Annotated in this window: 18 protein-coding genes and 1 tRNA gene; 16 read left to right on the top strand and 3 right to left on the bottom strand. The window is 62.0% G+C overall.

All coding sequences use genetic code 11. The features are described from left to right. The first annotated feature begins 121 nt into the window (after positions 1-121). The 11 genes from Q4T40_13940 to Q4T40_13890 all read left to right on the top strand — a co-directional run bounded on the left by Q4T40_13940 (position 122) and on the right by Q4T40_13890 (position 11210). Entirely contained in the window at positions 122-1498 is a 1377-nt protein-coding gene (locus Q4T40_13940) for an FAD-linked oxidase C-terminal domain-containing protein (protein MDT8902351.1), read from the top strand. A 12-nt stretch (positions 1499-1510) separates the two neighbouring features. Beyond that, positions 1511-2776: a (Fe-S)-binding protein gene (locus Q4T40_13935; protein MDT8902350.1), complete on the top strand. Its 1266-nt coding sequence runs from the start codon at positions 1511-1513 to the stop codon at positions 2774-2776. 66 nt (positions 2777-2842) lie between these two features. Next, complete coding sequence (larA, locus tag Q4T40_13930; protein ID MDT8902349.1) at positions 2843-4102, top strand: nickel-dependent lactate racemase; 1260 nt, start codon at positions 2843-2845, stop codon at positions 4100-4102. A gap of 112 nt (positions 4103-4214) precedes the next feature. After that, positions 4215-5636, top strand: coding sequence for a sodium:solute symporter family protein (locus tag Q4T40_13925; GenBank protein MDT8902348.1), 1422 nt, complete (start codon positions 4215-4217; stop codon positions 5634-5636). Between the two features lie 161 nt (positions 5637-5797). After that, on the top strand, positions 5798-6862 hold the full coding sequence (buk, locus tag Q4T40_13920; protein MDT8902347.1) for a butyrate kinase: 1065 nt from the start codon (positions 5798-5800) through the stop codon (positions 6860-6862). A gap of 175 nt (positions 6863-7037) precedes the next feature. Then, complete coding sequence (locus Q4T40_13915; GenBank protein ID MDT8902346.1) at positions 7038-7949, top strand: bifunctional enoyl-CoA hydratase/phosphate acetyltransferase; 912 nt, start codon at positions 7038-7040, stop codon at positions 7947-7949. Positions 7950-7953: 4 nt separating this feature from the next. Then, positions 7954-8160: a 4Fe-4S binding protein gene (locus tag Q4T40_13910; protein MDT8902345.1), complete on the top strand. Its 207-nt coding sequence runs from the start codon at positions 7954-7956 to the stop codon at positions 8158-8160. Between the two features lie 27 nt (positions 8161-8187). Beyond that, positions 8188-9249 carry a 3-methyl-2-oxobutanoate dehydrogenase subunit VorB gene (vorB, locus tag Q4T40_13905; protein ID MDT8902344.1) on the top strand — a complete coding sequence of 354 codons (1062 nt, stop codon included), beginning with the start codon at positions 8188-8190 and terminating at the stop codon, positions 9247-9249. Between the two features lie 4 nt (positions 9250-9253). Next, positions 9254-10006, top strand: a complete 753-nt coding sequence (locus Q4T40_13900) for a thiamine pyrophosphate-dependent enzyme (protein ID MDT8902343.1) — start codon at positions 9254-9256, stop codon at positions 10004-10006. Continuing rightward, a complete protein-coding gene (locus tag Q4T40_13895; GenBank protein MDT8902342.1) occupies positions 10006-10533 on the top strand; it encodes a 2-oxoacid:acceptor oxidoreductase family protein in 528 nt (175 codons plus the stop codon). Before Q4T40_13900 ends, Q4T40_13895 begins: the two co-directional genes overlap by 1 nt. Next, on the top strand, positions 10530-11210 hold the full coding sequence (locus Q4T40_13890) for a hypothetical protein (GenBank protein MDT8902341.1): 681 nt from the start codon (positions 10530-10532) through the stop codon (positions 11208-11210). Before Q4T40_13895 ends, Q4T40_13890 begins: the two co-directional genes overlap by 4 nt. A 78-nt stretch (positions 11211-11288) precedes the next feature. On the opposite strand, the gene Q4T40_13885 is transcribed toward Q4T40_13890, so the two are convergent. From Q4T40_13885 to Q4T40_13875, 3 genes are all read right to left on the bottom strand, one after another. After that, positions 11289-12146: a class I SAM-dependent methyltransferase gene (locus Q4T40_13885; protein MDT8902340.1), complete on the bottom strand. Its 858-nt coding sequence runs from the start codon at positions 12144-12146 to the stop codon at positions 11289-11291. Positions 12147-12506: 360 nt separating this feature from the next. Next, on the bottom strand, positions 12507-12950 hold the full coding sequence (locus Q4T40_13880) for a hypothetical protein (GenBank protein ID MDT8902339.1): 444 nt from the start codon (positions 12948-12950) through the stop codon (positions 12507-12509). 6 nt (positions 12951-12956) lie between these two features. After that, on the bottom strand, positions 12957-14192 hold the full coding sequence (locus Q4T40_13875; GenBank protein MDT8902338.1) for a radical SAM protein: 1236 nt from the start codon (positions 14190-14192) through the stop codon (positions 12957-12959). Between the two features lie 210 nt (positions 14193-14402). Between Q4T40_13875 and Q4T40_13870 the strand changes: the two genes are divergently transcribed. The 5 genes from Q4T40_13870 to lonB all read left to right on the top strand — a co-directional run bounded on the left by Q4T40_13870 (position 14403) and on the right by lonB (position 20005). Next, positions 14403-14477, top strand: a tRNA-Gly gene (locus Q4T40_13870). Between the two features lie 292 nt (positions 14478-14769). Then, the gene (gene tig / locus Q4T40_13865; GenBank protein ID MDT8902337.1) at positions 14770-16077 is read left to right on the top strand and encodes a trigger factor; all 1308 of its coding nucleotides are present in this window, start codon (positions 14770-14772) and stop codon (positions 16075-16077) included. A 92-nt stretch (positions 16078-16169) separates the two neighbouring features. Beyond that, positions 16170-16769, top strand: a complete 600-nt coding sequence (gene clpP, locus Q4T40_13860) for an ATP-dependent Clp endopeptidase proteolytic subunit ClpP (GenBank protein ID MDT8902336.1) — start codon at positions 16170-16172, stop codon at positions 16767-16769. Between the two features lie 12 nt (positions 16770-16781). Beyond that, positions 16782-18044 (top strand): ATP-dependent protease ATP-binding subunit ClpX, encoded by a 1263-nt coding sequence (gene clpX, locus Q4T40_13855; protein MDT8902335.1) that lies wholly within the window; start codon positions 16782-16784, stop codon positions 18042-18044. Positions 18045-18319: 275 nt separating this feature from the next. Further along, entirely contained in the window at positions 18320-20005 is a 1686-nt protein-coding gene (gene lonB / locus Q4T40_13850) for an ATP-dependent protease LonB (protein MDT8902334.1), read from the top strand. Positions 20006-20139: the final 134 nt, after the last annotated feature.

Below are 20139 nucleotides of genomic sequence, written 5' to 3'. Positions count from 1 at the left end.
GTCCTTGCGGGAAGGAAAATTACATTATGTATTGAACTAGGAAGGAAATATGCTCGCCGGGAGTGGACAAATTCGGCACGGCGTTCTGACTGGCGGAACGGAAAAACGGAGGTAGCAAAGGATGGAGCAGACGGTTGTTGCGGCGGTTAAGGGCATCGTCGGGGCTGAGCACGTGTTTGACAGGTTCGAGGACCGGTATTGTTATACGTACGACGCGTCGGCGGTGACGGCGGGCAAGGAGGGGATGCCGGCTCTGGTGGCTTATCCGGGCAGCGCGGCCGAGGTTTCCGCCCTGCTGAAGCTGGCGAACGAGTATAAGTTCCCCGTCATCCCGCGCGGGGCGGGGTCGAATGTGAGCGGCGGCAGCATCCCCTGCGCCGGGGCGCTGGTGATGGTGCTGACGCGGCTGAATAAGATCGTGGGGATCGATCGCAAGAATATGGTCGCCGAGGTGGAGGCGGGGGTGATTACCGCCGAATTCCAGACCGAGGTGGAGAAGCTCGGCCTTTTTTATCCCCCCGATCCGGCGAGCAAGGCGTTTTCGACGATGGGCGGCAACGTGGCGGAGTGCGCCGGCGGGCCGCGCGGCGCAAAGTACGGCGTGACGCGGGATTATGTCCTCGGTCTCGAGGTGGTGTTGCCGACGGGTGAGATCATCAAGACGGGGGCGCGGACGATGAAGTGCGTGGCCGGTTACGACCTTACCCGGCTGATGACGGGCTCGGAGGGGACGCTGGGGGTGGTGACGAAGGTGATCGTGAAGCTGCTGCCGCTGCCCGAGGCGAAGAAGACGATGCTGGCGATTTTTGACGATATGGAGAAGGCGGCGGAGACGGTGGCCCGGGTGTTCATGGCCGGGGTCATACCGACGACGCTGGAGCTGCTCGATAATATCTATATCCGCAACATCGAGGCGGCGGTGAATGTCGGCCTGCCGGTGGAGGCGGAGGCGGTGCTGCTGATCGAGGTGGACGGCGACAAAGAAGTGCTGGACAAGCAGGTCGGCATCATCGAGGGCATCTGCCGCGAGCAGGGGGCGACGGTGAAGGTGGCCAGGGACGCTAAGGAGGCGGACGAGCTGTGGGTAGCCCGCCGGGCGGCGTTCGCGGCCGTTTCCCGGGTGCGGCCGACGATCATCGGCGAGGATTGCACGGTGCCGCGCGACAAGATCCCGGAAATGGTGCGGATTATCCGCGCGATCGCGGATAAGTTCGATATCATTATCGCGGTGCTCGGCCACGCGGGCGACGGCAACCTGCACGCCACCATCCTGACGGACGAGCGGGACAGGGACGAGATGGCGCGGGTGGAGAAGGCGGCCGAGGAGATTTTCCGGGCGACGCTGGCGATGGACGGGACGCTGACCGGCGAGCACGGTATCGGCCTGGTGAAGAAGAAGTATCTGCCGCTGGAGGTTGGCGAGGGCGGCATGATGGCGATGCGGGCCATCAAACGGGCGCTCGACCCGAACAATATCCTCAACCCCGAGTTGGTTTAGGGGGTGGGGGCTGTGCAGTGGAGCGACCTGGAGAGGGAAGTTATACGGTGCATCAAGTGCGGGGCGTGCCAGTCGGTATGCCCGGTTTTTCGGGAGCTGGGGGCCGAGTCGACGGTGGCCCGCGGCAAGGTGAACCTTATCCGGGCGGTTATCCGCGGCGACGTGGACGCGGCCGGCGCGGGTTTCGAGGAACGGATGTCGTGGTGCCTGATGTGCAAGGCGTGCCAGGAGAACTGCCCGAGCGGTGTTAAGCTCGATCAGCTGATTTTGGCGGCCCGGCGGAAGCTGGCCGAGGATAAAGGGCTGCCGCTTCTGAAGAAGCTGATTTTCCGCCTGGGGCTGAGGAACCGCCGCCTGTTCGATTTTGGGATGCGCATGGGGCCGATGTTCCAGGGGCTGCTGCTGCGGCCGGCTCCGGGGGGCAAGGGGATGCTGCCCAGGCTGCCGATGGGGCTGGATATGCGGCGGCTGGTGTCGCCGGTGGACGCGCGGCCGTTCCGCAGCCGGGTGCCGGCGCGGGTGGATGTGGCTGAACCCCGCAAGACGGTGGCGTTTTTCACCGGCTGCATGATCAATTATATTTATCCGCAGATCGGCGAGGCGGTGGTGGAGGTGCTGAAGCGCAACGGCATCGCGGTGATCATTCCCGCCGGCCAGCACTGCTGCGGCACGCCGGTGTACGTGAACGGCGACGTGCCGACGGCGGTGGAGCTGGCACGGGCGACGGTGGATACGTTCGCCGGCCTGGAGGCGGATGCGGTGATTACGGCCTGCGGGTCGTGCGGGGCGGCGCTCCGCAAGGAGTACGCGGCGCTGCTGGCCGGCGAGCCGGGGTACGCGGCGAAGGCCGCCGCTCTGGCGGCGAAGACGAAGGATTTCGCCGAGTTCCTGGCCGAGGAGGGTCTGACGGCCGAGATGCAAGGGCTGGCGGCGACGGCGACTTATCACGATTCCTGCCACCTGGCCCGCTCGCAGGGGGTGAGGCGGCAGCCGCGCGAGCTGATCGCCGGCGTGCCGGGGCTGACCTTCAAGGAGCTGAAGGCGCCCGCGCGCTGCTGCGGGGCGGCCGGCAGCTTCAGCCTCGCCCATTACGAGCTGTCGCGCAGGATCAACGACCACAAGGTGGACGATATCGCGGCGAGTGGCGCAGAGTTGGTGGTGACGGGCTGCCCGATGTGCATGATGCATATCCGCGACGGGATGAATCAGCGGGGCGTGGCGGGCGAGGTGCTGCACACGGCTGAGCTGCTGGCCCGCGCGTACGGGGTAGAAAAGTAGAGACGGCTGCGGTTGGCTGTCGCGAAACCGAGCCGATACTATAAACTTTCGGAGTGTGGTAACAGAATGACCATGTATAGCGTTCACTACGGCAAACGCGAGGAAGTTTTCGAGATACCGGCTGATTACCGGGTGAATATCATCGGGTCAAACCCCACCCGGCCGGTGGCCGATATGAAGGCGGGAGTGCTGGCCGCGCTGGCGGCGCCGGTCGGTTCGCCGCCTTTCCGGCAGGTGTTCGGGCCCGGCGACAAGGTGGTGATCGTCGTGAGCGACGTTACCCGCCTGTGGGTGCGGAGCGACGTGCTGGTGCCCATCCTGCTCGACGAGCTGAACGCGGCGGGCGTGCCTGACGCCGATGTGGCGGTGGTGTTCGCTACCGGCGACCACCGCAGCCAGACGGTGGAGGAGCACCGCCTGATCGTCGGCGACGAGGTGCTGCGGCGGGTGAGGGTTTACGATCACGACTGCCAGGCGGCCGATCTGGTCGACCTGGGCAGGAGCCGCCGGGGGACGGCGATCCTCCTGAACCGGATGGTGTACGAGGCGCCGAAGCTCATCCTGACGGGCGGCATATCCTATCATCTGCTGGCCGGCTTCGGCGGCGGCCGCAAGAGCGTCGCCCCGGGGGTGGCGGGGTACGCGACCATTCAGGAGAACCACGGTCTGGCGCTCAAGGCGGGGCCGGGCGAGATCGGCGCCGGCGTGACGGCCGGCAACCCGGTGGCCGAGGATATGGACGAGATCTGCGCCCTGGCGGCGCCGGACTTTCTTTTGAATGTGGTGGTGAACGAGAACAAGGATTTCATCGGCATCGTCGCCGGCCATTGGCGCGAGGCCCACGCCGCCGGTACGAAGGTAGTGGAGGAGGCGTTCGCCGTTCCCATCCGGGAAAGGGCGGATGTCGTCGTCGCCAGCTGCGGCGGCTATCCGAAGGATATCCAGCTTTATCAGTCGATCAAGGCGCTCGACAACGCCGACTATGCGGCGAAGGACGGCGGCGCTATCATTCTGGTGAGCGAGTGCTTCGACGGGCCCGGCCCGGAGGCTTTCCTGAGCTGGTTCCGGCACGGGACGTACGCCGCGATGAGCGCGGCCTTGCACGAGAATTTCACCATGCCCGGCTTCGTGGCGCTAAGGACGAGGCAGATTCTGGAGAGCAAGACTGTTTATCTGGTGAGCGGCCTTGCCGCCGAAACGGCGGCGCGGGTGGGGATGAAGCCGGCGGCGTCGGTGGCCGCGGCGCTGGCGGAGGCTCTGCCCGCAGGCGGCGGCTTGGTCCATGTCATGCCGCACGGGACGCTCACCTTTCCGCAACTGGAATAGAAGACTAAAGAGGAGGAGACGGAGTTTTTTGCAGCGGGGTAATCGGAAGAGGCCGCCGGGATGCGGATGTCCGCGGCAGCGGCGGCCGGAATGAAAAGGGAGGTTTGTGCAGGTGAACATCGCTCTCGTTATTGTTATTGCTTATATAGTGGTCCTGTACGCGGTGTCCTGGTATTCGACCAAGTTGAGCAAGGGCGGCGGTTATCTCGGGTACCTGCTCGCCGGCCGCGGCTTCGGCCCCGGCATCGTGGCGACGATGATCGCCGGTTTGGCTGTGGGCGGCGCGTCGACGATCGGCGTGGCCGAGGGGGCCTATAAACAGGGTCTGGCCGCCGGCTGGTACAACGCCGCCTGGGCGGCGGGAGCCGTCGCCGCCGGTTTTCTGGTGGCGGAAAAATTCCGCCAGTTCGAGACGACGTCGGTGCCTGAGATCCTTGAGCGCCATTTCGATACCTCGGGCCGGGTAATCGGCGTCTTCGGGCAGATCGTCATCCAGATGGTCATCACCTCGCTGCAGTACGTGGCCGGCGGAGCCATCCTGGCGGCGCTCATGCCCGGGATATTCACCTTTAAAGCCGGCATGCTGGTCAGCGCCGTCGTGTTCATCGGCATCACGCTGGTGGGCGGCTACTGGGCCGCCGGCCTCAGCAACCTTATCAATGTGATGGTCATTTACGTCGGGATTGTCGCCGGCGCATTAATTGTTGTGAGTAACGCCGGCGGGGTCGCCAAGGTGGTCGCATCGCTGCCCGCCGGCCATCCGGGCTTCGATTTGCTCGCCGGCCTGCCGCTGGCGATGATCGTTGCCTGGTTCGTGGTCATGCTGACCCAGACCCAGTCCATCCAGGCGGTGGCCCAGATCGCTTTCGCCGCCAAGGACGGCAAGCGCGCCAAGCTGGGCTTCATCCTCGGCGGCCTGATCATCTTCCCGGCCGGCTTTATCTGCGCGGTGTTCGGCATCGTGGCCGCCGCCAAGTTCCCCGGCATCACCCCGGCCATGGCCCTGCCCAAGACGCTGCTGGAGCTCAACCCGTGGGTGGCCGGCCTGGCTCTGTCCGGCCTGTGGGCGGCCGACGTGTCGACCGCCGTCGGCCTGCTGCTCGGCAGCTCCACGCTGGTGGTCAACGACATCTATAAGCGGTTCGTCAACCCCGACCTGCCCGAGCAACGGCAGATACTGATATCCCGGTTGACCGTGCTCATCATCAGCGCGCTGACTTTCTGGATGGCGACGTACGCGGTGGGGATCATCAAGACGCTGCTTATCGGCCTGACGCTGACGACCTCGTACACCGTCGTGCTGCTCGGACTGCTGTTCTTCCCGGGCCTGTGCAGGAAGGGCTCGGCCTTCTGGACGCTGCTGACCGGCATCCTTTTCCTGGCCCTGTGGCAGTTCGTGCCGGCCATCCGCGTCGTTTCCCACCCCATCTATCTCGCCTGGCCGGTGGCGGTCGTCACCTTCCTGCTCGTCTCCTTCCTCGACCCGCGTCCGGCCAAGGTGCCCGGCGGGGCGACAAGGGCGTCCGCCGGCTGAGCTTTGCCGCCGCAACCGGGATATTATTGTTGCAGGCGAGGAAAATATAAGGTAGAATCATAATAGAAAAAAGTAGATAAGTGGGGCTGGGCCCCATTTATCTACTTGCGTATTTGTGGAACATTGTTCCGACAGCCGGAACGATTTAGGGGAGGTTTGCTGTGGAAAGGATTCTTGCCATCAACCCCGGGAACACTTCGACCAAGGTGGCCGTGTTCGACGGTGAAAAGCCGCTGTTCAAGAAGACGATCGAGCATCACGGCGAGGAATTGAAGGGGTTCGGCCGCGTTTTCGACCAGAAGGAGTATCGCCTGAATCTGATCCTCAAGACGCTGGCGGAGGCGGGCATCGCGCCGGAGAGCCTGAGCGCGGCTGTCGGCCGCGGCGGGCTGATGAAGCCTTTGACCAGCGGTACGTACGGGGTCAACGCCCAGATGGTCGACGATCTGGAGCACCGCCCGGCCGGCGAGCACGCCTCCAACCTCGGCGCGGCGCTGGCTCTGGACATAGCGAAGAAAACGGGCGTACCGGCGTTTATCGTCGATCCGGTTTCGGTGGACGAGATGGAGGAGGTGGCCCGCATTTCCGGGTTGCCGGAACTGCCGCGCTTAAGCCTCGTCCACGCCCTCAACCACAAGGCGGTGGCCCGCAAGGTGGCCGCCGAGAAGGGCCGGCGCTACGAGGAGCTGAACATGGTGGTGGCTCATCTCGGCTCGGGGATTTCCGTCGCCGCCCACCGCAAGGGCCGGATGATCGATGTCAGCAACGGCAAGGACGAGGGGGCGTTTTCCCCCGACCGCAGCGGCGGGCTGCCGGCGTCGCCGCTGATGAAGCTGTGCTTCTCGGGCAAGGTTACCGCCCGGGAACTGGCGGCCAGGATGATGGGCTCTGGCGGCATGTACGCGTATCTGGGTACGCGGGATGTCCGCGAGGCGGAGAAGATGGCCGCCGAGGGCAATGCCCAGGCCGGCCTGGTGCTGGACGCGATGGCCTATCAGGTGGCGAAGGAGATCGGCGCGCTGGCGACGGTGATGGCCGGCGAGGTGGATTATGTCGTGCTGACCGGCGGCATCGCGCATTCGCGGCGGATCACGGACGATGTGGCCGCCCGCGTCAGGCATATCGCCCCGGTGGTCGTCTTCCCCGGCGAGGAGGAGATGGAGTCGCTGATGCTGGGGGCGTTGCGCGTTTTACGCGGCGAGGAAAAGGCCAAGATTTATAATTAGATAACAGATACTAAGCGGCCGTCTAAAAAGTTCATCTGCTGCGTTGCTCCTCAGATGCTTGCTAGCGTACGTTCCGAGTACGCGTCGCGGCGCATCTTGCGGTGCGCCTTGCATCTGGAGCTTTTTAGACTGGCCGGCACATTCCAGGAGTGCTTTAGCTGGGAGGTAAGTTTTAGTGCTGCGTAATTTTCAGGAGGTCCTGGCCTGGGCCAAACGCCCGGGGCAGATGACGATCAGCGTGGCCGCGGCCCAGGACAAGGATGTGCTGCAGGCTGTCAAGCTGGCTCAGGACAACGGTCTGGCCAGTCCCCTGCTGGTGGGCGACGCGGCGGTTATCCGGCCGCTGATGGCGGAGGTCGGCCTGCCGGCCGATACGCCGGTGGTGGACGAGAAGGATATGACCAAGGCGGCGCTGACGGCGGTGTCGCTGGTGAGCAAGGGTGAGGCCCAGGTGGTGATGAAGGGCCTGATAAACACCAGCGATTTTCTCAAGGCGGTGCTCCACCCGGAGGTGGGCCTGCGCACAGGGAGGCTGCTTAGCCATCTGGCGGCGTTCGAGGTGCCGGGGGAGCCGAAGCTGGTTTTTCAGACCGACGGGGGGATGAATATCGCCCCGACCCTGGCGGAGAAGAAGGATATTCTGGTGAACGCCATGCTGGTGCTGCGCGCCTTGGGGATCGAGCGGCCGAATGTGGCCGTGCTGACGGCCAACGAGCAGGTCAATCCGAAGATGCCGGCGACGATGGACGCCAAGGCGCTCGCCGATATGGCGGCGGCCGGCGAGCTGCCGCCGGGGATCGTGGAGGGGCCGATCGCCCTGGATGTGGCGCTCAGCCCGGAGGCGGCCAGGCATAAGGGGCTGACCAGCCGGATTTCCGGGCAGGTGGATCTTTTCCTGATGCCGAATATCGAGACAGGGAACGCGATGGGCAAGTCGCTTCTCTATTACGCCAAGGCCAAGATGGCCGGGATCGTGCTCGGCGCCAGGAATCCGGTGGTGCTGACTTCCCGTTCCGAGACGCCGGAAGGCAAATTATATTCGATCGCTCTGGCCTGCCTGGCGGCGGGCGGGGCGGAAAGGCGGTGAGCAAATGGCGAAAGTCGTTGTGCTGGGCGAGTACTGCAAGAGCTGCGGCCTGTGTATCGGGGTGTGCCCCCGCAAGGTGCTGGCCATCGGCGACAAGCCCAATTCGAAGGGCTATTACGTGGTGGTGCCGGTCGACCCGGACAAATGTATCGGCTGCGGGCTGTGCGGCACGGTGTGCCCCGATCTGGCCCTGGAGATTTACAAGGATTAGCGAGCAGCGGGAAAGGAGATGAAGCGCGTGTCCAAGGAGCTTATGAAGGGGAACGAGGCTATTGGCGAAGCGGCTATCCGCGCCGGCTGCAAGCTGTTTTTCGGCTACCCGATAACCCCTTCGACCGAGATTGTCGAATATTTGTCTAAGCATCTTCCCAAGGCGGGCGGTACCCTCCTGCAGGGGGAGGATGAGGTGGCTTCGATCAATATGTGTTACGGCGCCGCGTCGACCGGCGCCAGGGTTATGACAGCCTCGTCCAGTCCGGGGTTCAGCCTCAAGCAGGAGGGGATGTCGTACCTGGCGGCGACCGAGCTGCCGGTGGTGGTGGTGAATGTGACCCGCACCGGCCCCGGCCTCGGCGGGCTGGGACCGACCCAGGCGGATTATTTCCAGTGCACCAAGGGCGGCGGCCATGGCGGCTATCGCCAGATCGTGCTGGCGCCGTCGAAGGGCCAGGAGCTTTATGATTTCACGATGGAGGCTTTCGATCTCGCCGATAAGTACCGCACGCCGGTGGTCATCCTGAGCGACGGATTTCTCGGCCAGATGATGGAACCCGTGGAGCTCAAGAAGCGGCCCAAGGCCGAGCTGCCGGCCAAGGACTGGGCGGTGGGCGGCTGCAAGGGCCGGGCCAAGCGCAAGGTGGCCAACTACGCGCTCACGAATGAGATCGGCGAGGCCAACAATCTCCATTTGGAGGCCAAGTACGCCGAGATGAAGGATAGCCTGCAACGCTGGGAGGCGTTCCAGGCCGAGGACGCCGAGTATCTGATCGTCGGCTACGGCACCTGCGGGCGCATCGCCAAGAGCGCGGTGCTGAAGGCCCGCAAGCAGGGTCTCAAGGTGGGACTGATCCGGCCGATAACCCTCTGGCCGTTCCCGGAGGAGGCGTTCGCCAATCTGGACGGCGTGAAGGGCATCCTGACCGTCGAGCTCAATTTCGGCCAGATGGTGGAAGACGTGAAGCTGGCGGTGGAGTGCCGCGCGCCGGTGTATCTCCATAACCGTCTGGGCGGCATGCTGCCCAGCGAGAATGAAATTCTGCGCAAGCTTGGCCAGGTGTTCGACCTGGCGGTGGAGGTGTAACAGCGTGCAAAGAGTATTCGGCCGACCCAAGGGCCTTACCGAGCTGCCTTTCCATTACTGCCCCGGCTGTACCCACGGCGTTATCCACCGCCTGATTGGCGAGGTGCTGGAGGAGCTCGATATCATCGGCGATACCATCGGCGTGGCGCCGGTGGGCTGCGCCGGTTTTTCCCTCGATTTCTTCGCCTGCGATTTCGTGGGCGCCGCCCACGGTCGCGCCCAGGCGGTGGCCACGGGCATCAAGCGGGCCCTGCCCGACAAGCTGGTTTTCACTTACCAGGGCGACGGCGACATCGCCGCGATCGGCACCGCCCACGCCATTCATGTGGCGGCCCGCGGCGAGAAGATAACTTCGATCATGGTTAACAATGCGGTGTTCGGCATGACCGGCGGCCAGATGGCGCCGACGACGATCGGCGGCCAGATCACGACGACCAGCCCCTATGGCCGCGACTGCTCCCTGGTGGGAGCGCCGATCGATATGCCGAAGACGGTGGCGACTTTGAACGGCGCGGTGTATGTCGCCGCCTGCTCGGTCGATACGCCGAAGAATATCATGGAGACCAAGAAGTGCCTGAAGAAGGCTTTTCAGGTGCAGCAGGCGGGGCTTGGATACGCGCTGGTCAGCATCCTGTCGACCTGTCCGACCAACTGGGGCCTGTCGCCGGCCGACAGCCTGAAGTGGCTGCGGGAGAATATGATGCCTGTCTACGAGATGGGCGAGCTTAAGGTGGCCGAGGAGGTGAAGGCGCTGTGATGGATAAGATTCTGCTGGCCGGCTTCGGCGGCCAGGGCGTGATGTTCGTCGGCAAGATCCTCACCTACGCCGGCATGCTCGACGGGCGCGAGGTGTGCTGGATCCCTTCCTACGGCCCGGAGATGCGGGGCGGCACAGCCAACTGCTCGGTGCTGGTCGCCGACGAGGAAATCCATTCCCCGGTCATTGAATACGCCGATTTCGCGATCGTGCTGAATCAGCCGTCGTACGACAAGTTTCTGCCGCGGGTCAAGCCGGGCGGGGTGCTGGTGGCGAACAGCTCGATCATTTCCACGGCCGAGAAGCGCGACGATATCGAGGTTATCGCCGTGCCGGCCGGGGATATGGCCAACGAGCTGGGAAACGTCAGCCTGGCCAATATGGTGTGCCTGGGGGCGCTGCTGCCCAAGCTGACGATGGTGGATATGGCCAGCGTCGAGAAGGCTGTGAGCGCCGTGGTCGGCAAGAAGAAGCCCGAGCTGTACGAGCTTAATCTGGCGGCGGTGAGGAAGGGCCTCGGTCAATGAGGTCTGGTGATCTCCTGTGGCTGGCGGGCCTGGGCGCGATTGTCCTGTTTCTGGCGCTGCCCGGCACCCGTCAGTCGTTCGTCGCCCTTAGCATCGCCTACCCTTACGCGATGGGATTCGCGAAGTTCGCCGTGCTCGCCACGATGGGCGAGCTGCTGGCGGCGAGGATCGCGGGCGGACAGTGGCGGCGGCCGGTCGGGCTGGCGCTCAAGGCGTTCGTGTGGGGCGTGCTGGGGATGGCGATCACGCTGATGTTCCAGGTGTTCAGCGCCGGGGTTATCGCTACGATCGCCAAGGGAATGCTGCCGGGCGGCTACGCTTCGACGGCGGCGGTCGTGACCGCTTTCCTGATCAGCGCGGTGATGAATCTGACGTTCGCGCCGACTTTCATGGCCTTCCACCGCGTCACCGACACGTATATCGATCTGGCGGACGGCAAGCTGGCCAATCTGGCGCGGATCGACCTCAAGACGGTGGTCGGGCGCATTGACTGGCACGGGTTCGTGAGTTTCGTGGTCCTCAGGACGCTGCCGCTGTTCTGGATCCCCGCGCATACCGTCACTTTCCTGCTGCCGCCCGAGTACCGGGTGCTGATGGCGGCGTTTCTGTCGATCGCGCTGGGGGGGATACTGGCGTTCGCGAAGCGCAAGCCCCAGAATTTACGTCGTGTAAAATAGTAAGAGCAACCCCGTCCGGAGATCGGTCGGGGTTGCTTTTTTTACCATGGGTGAAGGTTACGGCAAAGCGGCCGAGGGTTAGGCTTTGCGCGCGAAGATCGCGTACGTTTCCGCGCGTTCGTCCAGGGGGTCGCCTTTGAGGTTTTTAAAAATTTTCTCGACCGTAAAGTTGTGGTCGGCGAGCAGGCGGATTATTTCTTCCAGCCCGAACAGCCGGATGTAGATGCGGATGACTTCGGTGTCGCCGCGTTCGCCGATGATGGCGTACTGCCGCGCCTCGGTCCGCGGGTCGTCGTAGGAAAAGGCGGTGAGGATTTCGATGTACGGGTCGGGGCGCCAGAAGCCGCTTTGGTGGATTGCGACGCCGCTACCCAGGGGGTTTTTCCAGTTGCGGGACATCACGTCGAAGACGAACACGCCGTTATCTTTGAGGGCGGCGTGGACGCGGGCGAGCAGTCTGCGCTGCTCGCCGGGGTCGAGGGCGCCGAAGTCATAGAAGATGAGGGTGGCGATGTCGAAGGTTTCCCGGTATGCAAGGTCGAGATAATTCATGTTTACGAAGGTCGTATCGGGATATTCCGGTCCGACGGTTTCGGCGGCGTGGCGGACCGACCGCGCGGAAAGGTCGATGCCCGTAACCTTCGCGCCTGTCCTGGCGAATTCTTTGACATAAAGGCCGGGACCGCAGCCGAGGTCGAGCACCGTTTTGCCGCCGTTCATCGCGGTGGTGTCGATTATGAAGGCGGTTTCGGCGGTGATCGTGGCGGCGGTTTTGCTGGCGGCTTCGATGTCGGGGTTAAGGTGAAGCCGCAGCATTTGCCCGGATATGTGGTCGTCGTCCCAGAACTTGGCCGTTCCTTTGGTGAAGATTTCCGGCCTGGCGAGGCATTTCTCCAGGGTTTTGAGGGCGATTTTATTGTTTTCGATGATTTTCATTTTTGGACTCTCCTTTGATTATTTTGGCAAAGCCGGCGATTTTCCCGCATGAAAAAAGCGCCTCAGAATTCTGAGGCGCCGGCGGGCAGGACCCAGAATACTTAAAACAACTCGCCACAAATAAACCGTCGGGGTGTAACGGCCGCAACAGGTTTATCGGGCTGTGAAAGTTGTTTTAAATATCTGTTCCGAGTTCATGGGTTGTCGCTATGAATCGGAGAAGATCAGCTCCTTCCGGCTTTGCCTGTTTTTAAGATAGCATATTTTGTAAATGGGGTAAAGCTTTTGCCGCCGCCGGGAAGAGGAAAGGCGCACATACAGGTGAATGTGCGCCTTTCTTTTATAAGGGGGGTTATGGGTTTAGCCGGGGGGGAAGCACATCGGCCCGCAGGGGGGCGAACAGATCGGGGAGCAGCTCCCTTGGTTGCCGCCGGTGTAGCCGCCGCTGCCGGGGTAGCAGAAGCGCGGGTTGCAGGACGGATAGCATTGGCGAGGATAGCACTGGCGGGGGTAGCACTGGCGGGGGTAGCAGGAACGGGGATAGCAGGAACGGGGATAGCAGAAGCGCGGATTGCAGGGCCGTGGATAGCAAGGACGCGGGTTGCAGGGGCGCGGGTTGCAGGTCGGCGGGCCGGGGGGCGCGCAGACTGGGTTGCAGCGCGGCCGGCAGTTGGGATAGCAGGGGGTGCCGGTGGGCGGACAGCCGATAATTTGCTGCCGGTCGTCTTCTTCGTTCCAGTCGTCATCCCACTCGGTCATCTCCGGACTTTCCCATTTGGGACGATTGAGTTTTTCTTCGGTCATGTAGGTTCATTCCTCCCATTTTCCAGTATAGGGGTTGTACGGACAGTCCACCGAGCAGGCCAGCCAGCGCTTGGCGGAGTCCGAACCCTGGGCCAGCGGCCGGCAGTCGGTGCAGGCGTAACGGTATTCGCAGTCTTTGCATTTTTCGACCTGGTCCTTGGTGGTGCGCCAGCACTGCTGAAGGCGCTGCCCGTTAAGTACGTCGGCGAGGGACGAGGCGAGTATGTTGCCGCATATCTCGCTGCGGGCGAAGATGCAGGGGATGACGTCGCCGCCGGCGGTGACGGCGATTTTTCCGTCGAGGCAGGTGTGGCAGCGCTGCGCTTTGTCGAAGGTTTCGGGATCGGTGTAGAAGGGCGGCCGGATGGGCGGTTTGACATAGGCTGCCGGGAGAAGGTCCTTGTCGTCGCCGCGGCCGGTGGGACGGACGACGTCGGGAGGGGTGACCTCGACACCGAGTCTGGCGCACAGGTCCATGATGTTTTTGACTTCGTGCTCGTTGGCTTTCATGATTATGGAGGCGATGCGCAGGGGTATTTTGGCGGCGAGGATTTTGTCGACGGCGGCCATGGTTTTCGCGAAGCTGCCGGGGTTGAGGGTGACGCGGTCGTGGACGGCGGCGTTGTCGGCGTAGATGGTTGTGGCGATGTTGACGCCGTGCCGCTTGCAGAAAGCTACGCAGTCGTCGTCGATGAGGGTGGCGTTGGTGAAGATTTCGATGAATTCGAAGTTTTCGGCGCGGGCTTTTTCGACCAGTTCCCGCCAGCGGGGGTAGAGGAGGGGCTCGCCGCCGATGAGCTGGATGGCGCCGGCGCCGGCGGCGCGAGCTTCGGAGATGAGGGAAAGCCACCTGTCGTGGGGCACGGCGTCGCTGTCGGCGCAGGGTCCGCTGGTGGCGTAGCAGTGGAGGCATTTGTTGTTGCACGATGAGGTGAGCTCAAGCCACAGGAAGTTGAGTTTGGAGGGTTCCGCGGCCGGGGCTGGGGCGCGGCCGGCGGCCGGCTTGTCGAGGTAGAAGGAGCCCAGACCCATTTCGGTCAGGCGGTGGAGGAAGTCGACGAAGGTTTTGTCTTCGGGGGCGCGTATGTCCAGGACATCCTCCAGGGGGCTTTGCTGGCAGGCGAGGAGGAGCTGGAGGGCGCCCTGGTTGATGGACAGGACTTTGCCTGTTTGCAGGTTGTAGATTGCGCCGCGGCGGGCGCCAGCGACCAGCCGGCAGTATTCCTGTAGCCGGTAGTACAACAGAATTCCCCCTTTGCGCGTTTGGTACATAATATGCTACCGGTTTTCTCGGTGTGCATTTGCGGCCAGGTTGCCGGTGCGGAGTGTTTTCCGGTGCGCCGGGCTTCCTGGGCAACCTGGGGTATTGCTGTTTTAGGGAGAATTTTCTCGCGGCGGTTATGTTGACAGGCGGGGAAAAATCCGCTATAATAACCCTTGTTCCCAAGACATGCGGAAGTAGCTCAGTGGTAGAGCATCGCCTTGCCAAGGCGAGGGTCGCGAGTTCGAATCTCGTTTTCCGCTCCACGAGGAAAACCCCCGGATTTTACATCCGGGGGTTTTCGGCTATATGATTTACAGGCGCATGAAAGTTGGGTATCAGGTTTAGGCCGTTCAGAAGTGCCCATTGCAAGGTGGGCCGGACCGCGGCCTGGCCATTACGGGTGCAACGTAGCCGGGGCTTATCAATGGCCGAATTACTTGATTTTTAGGTAATTATTATGTTATCATATAATTCATGGCATATTTGGCGGGAATTTTCGCCCCGCTGGTAATACTAAGCCTGAATCATAATTAAATAAGGAGGCAATACGAATCTATGAAGTTTACGGCAGAAAAGATCGACGCCCATAAAATGCTCCTGGAGATTGAGGTGCCGCAGCCCGAGGTGGCGAAGGCGGTTGATAAGGCTTATCATAAATTGGCCGCTAAGGTGAATATCCCCGGGTTCCGCAAGGGAAAGGTGCCCCGCAAGATCATGGAGATGCGCCTGGGCAAGCAGGCTCTGTTGGACGAGGCGTTCGAGCTGCTGGCATCGCCCGCCTATATGCAGGCTCTTGAGGAGCAGGATGTCGAGCCGGTGACCCGCCCGGAGATCGAGGTGGTCACGTTCGAGGAAGATAAGCCGCTGGTGTTCAAGGTGAGGTTTGTCGTTAAGCCGGTTATCGAGCTAGGCGAGTACAAGGGTCTCAAGGTCGCCAAGCCTGCGGCTACGGTGAGCGAGGAAGAAGTAGACAAACAGATCGAGAGTCTCCGTAACCGCCATGCGAAGATGGTGGTTGCCGAGGGAGCCGCCCTGGATAAGGGCGATTTCGCGATTATCGATTTCGAGGGGTTCATCGACGGAGTGCCGTTTAAAGGGGGCGAAGGCAAGGGCTACCCGCTGGAGATCGGCTCCGGCAGCTTCATCCCCGGATTCGAGGATCAGCTCATGGGCGCCAAGGCGGGCGATGAGCGCGAGGTGAAGGTGCAGTTCCCGGAGGAGTATATGGCTCCCGAATTGGCCGGTAAGGCGGCCGAGTTCAAGGTTAAGGTAATTGATGTCAAGCGCCGTGAGGTTCCCGAGGTGGACGCCGAGTTCGTCAAAGAGGTCAGCGACTTTGACAGCGTGGAGGAATTAAAGGCCGATATAGAGAATAATTTAAAAAAGACGGCTGAGAACAAGGCCGACCGCGAGTTCCGCACCAACGCCATCAAGGCGGCGGTCGACAATTGCACCGTTGATCTGCCTGAGGAGGTAGTCCAGAACGAGATCGACAGCATGTTGCGGGAGATGGATGTCAATCTGCAGAACCGCGGCATGAGCCTGGCGAAGTATATGGAGGCTACGAAGACGGATTTCGCCATGCTGCGCGCCAATTACCGCGAGTCGGCGGTGGAAAGCGTCAAGACCGACCTGATGCTGGAGGCGATCGCCAAGGCCGAGAATATCGAGGCCAACTCCGAGGACCTGGAGAAGGAGATCGCAGGGATGGCGGCCAGTTACCGGGCGCCGGTGGAGGAAGTGCGGAGGATTATTCTCAGTGAGGGCCGTCTTGAGGCTCTGACCAGAACGGTGATCCGGAAGAAGGCCGCCCAGGTGATCATCGACGCCGCGGAGGCGACCGAAGCCGCGGAGGCGGTATAGCAAACGTTCCGCCAAGATAATATTATAGATACTGAAGGTATCTGACGATAAATTTTGCAGGTTGAAAATATCAGTACCGAGGTGTATAATTAATGAACTTCGTTCCGATAGTAGTCGAGCAGAACAACCGCGGCGAGCGCGCCTACGATATTTACTCCCGTCTTCTCAAGGACCGGATCGTTTTTCTCGGCGGGCCGATCGACGACGCGGTTGCGAATGTGATTATCGCTCAATTGCTGTTCCTGGAGTCGGAAGATCCTGACAAGGATATCCATCTTTACATTAACAGCCCCGGCGGCGTGGTGACTTCCGGCCTGGCGATTTATGACACGATGCAGCATGTCAAGCCGGATGTGTCGACGATCTGCATCGGGATGGCGGCGAGCGCGGCGGCCCTGCTGCTGTCGGCCGGCGCCAAGGGCAAGCGCTATGCGCTCCCTTATTCCCGGGTGATGATTCACCAGCCCCACGGCGGCGCCCAGGGGCAGGCCACCGATATCGAGATTCACGCCAAGGAGATCCTCCGGCTGCGGGAAATCGGCAACGAGATTCTCGTTCGCCATACCGGGCAGCCGATGGAGAAGATCCAGCGCGATATGGAAAGGGATTTCTTCATGTCGAGCGAGGAGGCCAAGGAGTACGGCATCGTCGATGCCGTCATGATCCAGCGCCGCAAGGAAACTCCCAAGTAATGAGGTGAAGAGATGCTTAAGTTCGGAGATGACAGGGGTCAATTAAAGTGCTCGTTCTGCGGCAAGCTGCAGGAGCAGGTCAAGAAGCTCGTCGCCGGGCCAGGGGTGTATATTTGCGACGAGTGTATCGAGCTGTGCAACGAGATCATTGAGGAAGAACTGAGCGAGGATGTCGAACTTGAGCTTCGCGATATCCCTAAACCCAAGGATATCAAGGAAATTCTCGACCAGTACGTCATCGGCCAGGATGAGGCCAAGAAGACGCTGGCGGTGGCTGTTTACAACCACTACAAGCGGATCAATCTAGGCACGAAGCTGGAAGATGTCGAGCTGCAGAAGTCGAACATCGTGATGCTCGGCCCGACGGGCAGCGGCAAGACGCTGCTTGCTCAGACGCTGGCCAAGATTTTGAATGTGCCGTTCGCGATCGCCGATGCCACTTCGCTGACCGAGGCCGGCTACGTGGGCGAGGATGTGGAAAATATCCTCTTAAAGCTCATTCAGGCCGCCGATTACGATGTGGAGAAGGCGGAGAAGGGGATCGTCTATATCGACGAGATCGACAAGATCGCCCGCAAGTCGGAGAATCCGTCGATCACCCGCGATGTGTCGGGCGAGGGCGTGCAGCAGGCGCTGCTGAAGATTCTCGAGGGCACGGTGGCGAGCGTGCCGCCGCAGGGCGGGCGCAAGCATCCCCACCAGGAGTTCATCCAGATCGACACGACGAATATCCTGTTTATTTGCGGCGGGGCGTTCGACGGGGTTGATAAGATTATCAGCTCGCGTACCGGCAAGAAGCAGCTGGGCTTCGGGGCCGATATCAAGACGCGCGAGGAGAAGAAGGTGGGCGAGATTCTGCGGCAGATTCTGCCCGAGGATCTGCTGAAGTTCGGGCTTATTCCCGAGTTCGTCGGCCGCCTGCCGGTGATCGTGACCCTGGACGCGCTGGACGAGGAGGCGCTGGTGCGCATCCTGGTCGAGCCGAAGAACGCGCTGGTGAAGCAGTACCAGAAGTTCCTAGACCTCGACAACGTGCAGCTTGAGTTCAAGGAGGAGGCGCTGCGCTCGATCGCCCAGGAGGCGCTCAAACGCAAGACGGGGGCGCGCGGCCTGCGGTCGATCATCGAGGGCATCATGCGCAACGTGATGTACGAGGTGCCGTCGCGCGGCGATGTGGCCAAGTGCATCGTGACCCGCGAGGTGGTGCTCAGCAAGGAGGAGCCCATCCTGGTGACGATAGACCGCAAGGCGAAGAAGAAAGAGGAATCGGCTTAACCGCAAAGGCTGCCGGGGGAGAAATCCCCCGGTTTTTTGTTTTTTTACCCGCCGGCCATAGTCGCTTTTGCCGGGATAAAAACACGGCCGCTGCCTATACTAAGAGTACGAAAACATACAAAGCAAAAGGCCGTTCAGAAGCCTCCAGATGCAAGGCGCACAGAGGACGCGCCGCGACGCGTACTCGGCCGTACGCTAGCAAGCGCCCGCAGGTGCAACGCCGCAGATGGGGGCTTATCAACGGCCGGGAAACAGACGGGAAGGAGGTTCGGAGTGTGGACTACGCCGTCAATATTATCACCGTGATCCAGTTTTTCTTCGCCGTCGTGATTGGCATGTACTTCTGGAATCTCCTCCGCTCCCAGCAGGGTAACAGGGTAGCCGTGGAGCGGGAATCTAAGAAGGAGATGGAGAAGCTGCAGCGTCTCAGGGAGATTTCGCTGACCGAGCCGCTGGCGGAGAAGACCAGGCCGGCCAGCTTCGGCGAGATCGTCGGCCAGGCGGAGGGGCTGAAGGCGCTCCGCGCGGCTTTATGCGGGCCAAATCCCCAGCATGTGATCATGTACGGTCCGCCTGGCGTGGGCAAGACGGCGGCGGCCAGGCTGGTGCTGGAGGAGGCCAAACGAAATTCGCTGTCGCCGTTCGGCGCAGCCGCCAAGTTCATCGAGATGGACGCGACGACAGCCCGCTTCGACGAGCGTGGTATCGCCGATCCGCTGATCGGCACGGTGCACGATCCCATTTATCAGGGGGCGGGGCCGCTCGGCATCGCCGGCATTCCCCAGCCCAAGCCCGGGGCGGTTACCAAGGCTCACGGCGGTCTGCTGTTCATCGATGAGATCGGCGAGTTGCACCACATTCAGATGAACAAGCTGCTGAAGGTGCTGGAAGATCGCAAGGTTTTTCTGGAGAGTTCTTATTACAGCACCGAGGATACCAATATTCCGTCCCATATCCACGATATCTTCCAGAACGGCCTGCCGGCCGACTTCCGCCTCATCGGCGCGACTACCCGCATGCCTCAGGATATTCCGCCCGCCATCCGGTCGCGGTGTGTGGAGATTTTCTTCCGACCGCTGCTGGCGGACGAGGTCTCCCTGATCGCCCGCAACGCCGTCCGGAAGGTGGATCTGACGATCGAGGACGAAGCGGTGGAGGTCATCAAACGGTATGCCAACAACGGCCGCGAGGCGGTCAACATCGTGCAGATCGTGGCCGGCGTGGCCTTGAACGACGGCAAGCGGAACATTGCCGCCGCCGATGTGGAGTGGGTGGTGAATTTCGGCCAGTACAGCCCCCAGCCGGATCGGAAGATCGGCCCCAAGCCCCAGGTGGGGTTCGCCAACGGCCTGGCGGTATACGGCGCGAACGTCGGCACGCTGATGGAGATCGAGGTGTCGGTGGTGCCGAACCCGCTCGGGAACGGCAAGTTGACGGTGACGGGGGTGGTGGACGAGGAGGAGATCGGCGTGCCCGGCCGGACGATGCGCCGCAAGAGTATGGCCAAGGGGTCGCTGGATAATGTACTTACCGTGTTGTGGAGCCGGTTCGGGATCGACTACCACAAGTACGACATCCACGTCAATTTCCCCGGCGGCGGTCCGGTGGACGGCCCTTCGGCCGGGGTGACGGCGGCTACGGCCATCTATTCGGCGGTGAACAATATCCCTATCGACAACACGGTGGCGATGACGGGCGAGATTTCGATCCGTGGCCTGGTCAAGCCGGTGGGCGGGGTGAGCGCGAAGATCGCCGCCGCCAAGCAGGCGGGGGCGCGGCGGGTCATTATCCCGAAGGAGAACTGGCAGGAGCTGTATAAGACGATCGGGGTCGAGGTGGTGGCGGCGGAGACGATCGACGAGGTGCTCAAGAACGCGCTGGTGAAGGTGGGCGATCTCTGCCGGCTGGAGGTGCTGACGCCGAAGCACGATTATCTCACCGCTGCGGGGCTGAAGATGTAAGTTTGGCAGGGAGCCGATGGCAACATCGGCTCTTTTTTGGTACGATTGGATAGGGGGGTCTCCGATGCATGTTTTCGCGTTGGAGGATTTTTCCCCAGGGCCTGAGAATATTTATAAATAGCGGCGTTGAAACT

This window comes from Selenomonadales bacterium 4137-cl (assembly GCA_032334055.1).
Classification (GTDB): Bacteria; Bacillota; Negativicutes; order Sporomusales; family UBA7701; genus Anaeroselena; species Anaeroselena agilis.
The sequence above is the reverse complement of the archived record's forward strand: the minus strand, read 5'-3'. Positions and strand labels throughout refer to the sequence as shown.

Bases quoted from the DNA above. Each gene is read 5' to 3' on its own strand.
- Q4T40_13940 (MDT8902351.1), top strand. From the start codon at position 122: ATGGAGCAGACGGTTGTTGCGGCGGTTAAGGGCATCGTCGGGGCTGAG.
- larA (MDT8902349.1), top strand. From the start codon at position 2,843: ATGACCATGTATAGCGTTCACTACGGCAAACGCGAGGAAGTTTTCGAG.
- Q4T40_13910 (MDT8902345.1), top strand. From the start codon at position 7,954: ATGGCGAAAGTCGTTGTGCTGGGCGAGTACTGCAAGAGCTGCGGCCTG.
- Q4T40_13895 (MDT8902342.1), top strand. From the start codon at position 10,006: ATGGATAAGATTCTGCTGGCCGGCTTCGGCGGCCAGGGCGTGATGTTC.
- Q4T40_13890 (MDT8902341.1), top strand. From the start codon at position 10,530: ATGAGGTCTGGTGATCTCCTGTGGCTGGCGGGCCTGGGCGCGATTGTC.
- Q4T40_13885 (MDT8902340.1), bottom strand. From the start codon at position 12,146: ATGAAAATCATCGAAAACAATAAAATCGCCCTCAAAACCCTGGAGAAA.
- Q4T40_13880 (MDT8902339.1), bottom strand. From the start codon at position 12,950: ATGACCGAAGAAAAACTCAATCGTCCCAAATGGGAAAGTCCGGAGATG.
- tig (MDT8902337.1), top strand. From the start codon at position 14,770: ATGAAGTTTACGGCAGAAAAGATCGACGCCCATAAAATGCTCCTGGAG.
- clpP (MDT8902336.1), top strand. From the start codon at position 16,170: ATGAACTTCGTTCCGATAGTAGTCGAGCAGAACAACCGCGGCGAGCGC.
- clpX (MDT8902335.1), top strand. From the start codon at position 16,782: ATGCTTAAGTTCGGAGATGACAGGGGTCAATTAAAGTGCTCGTTCTGC.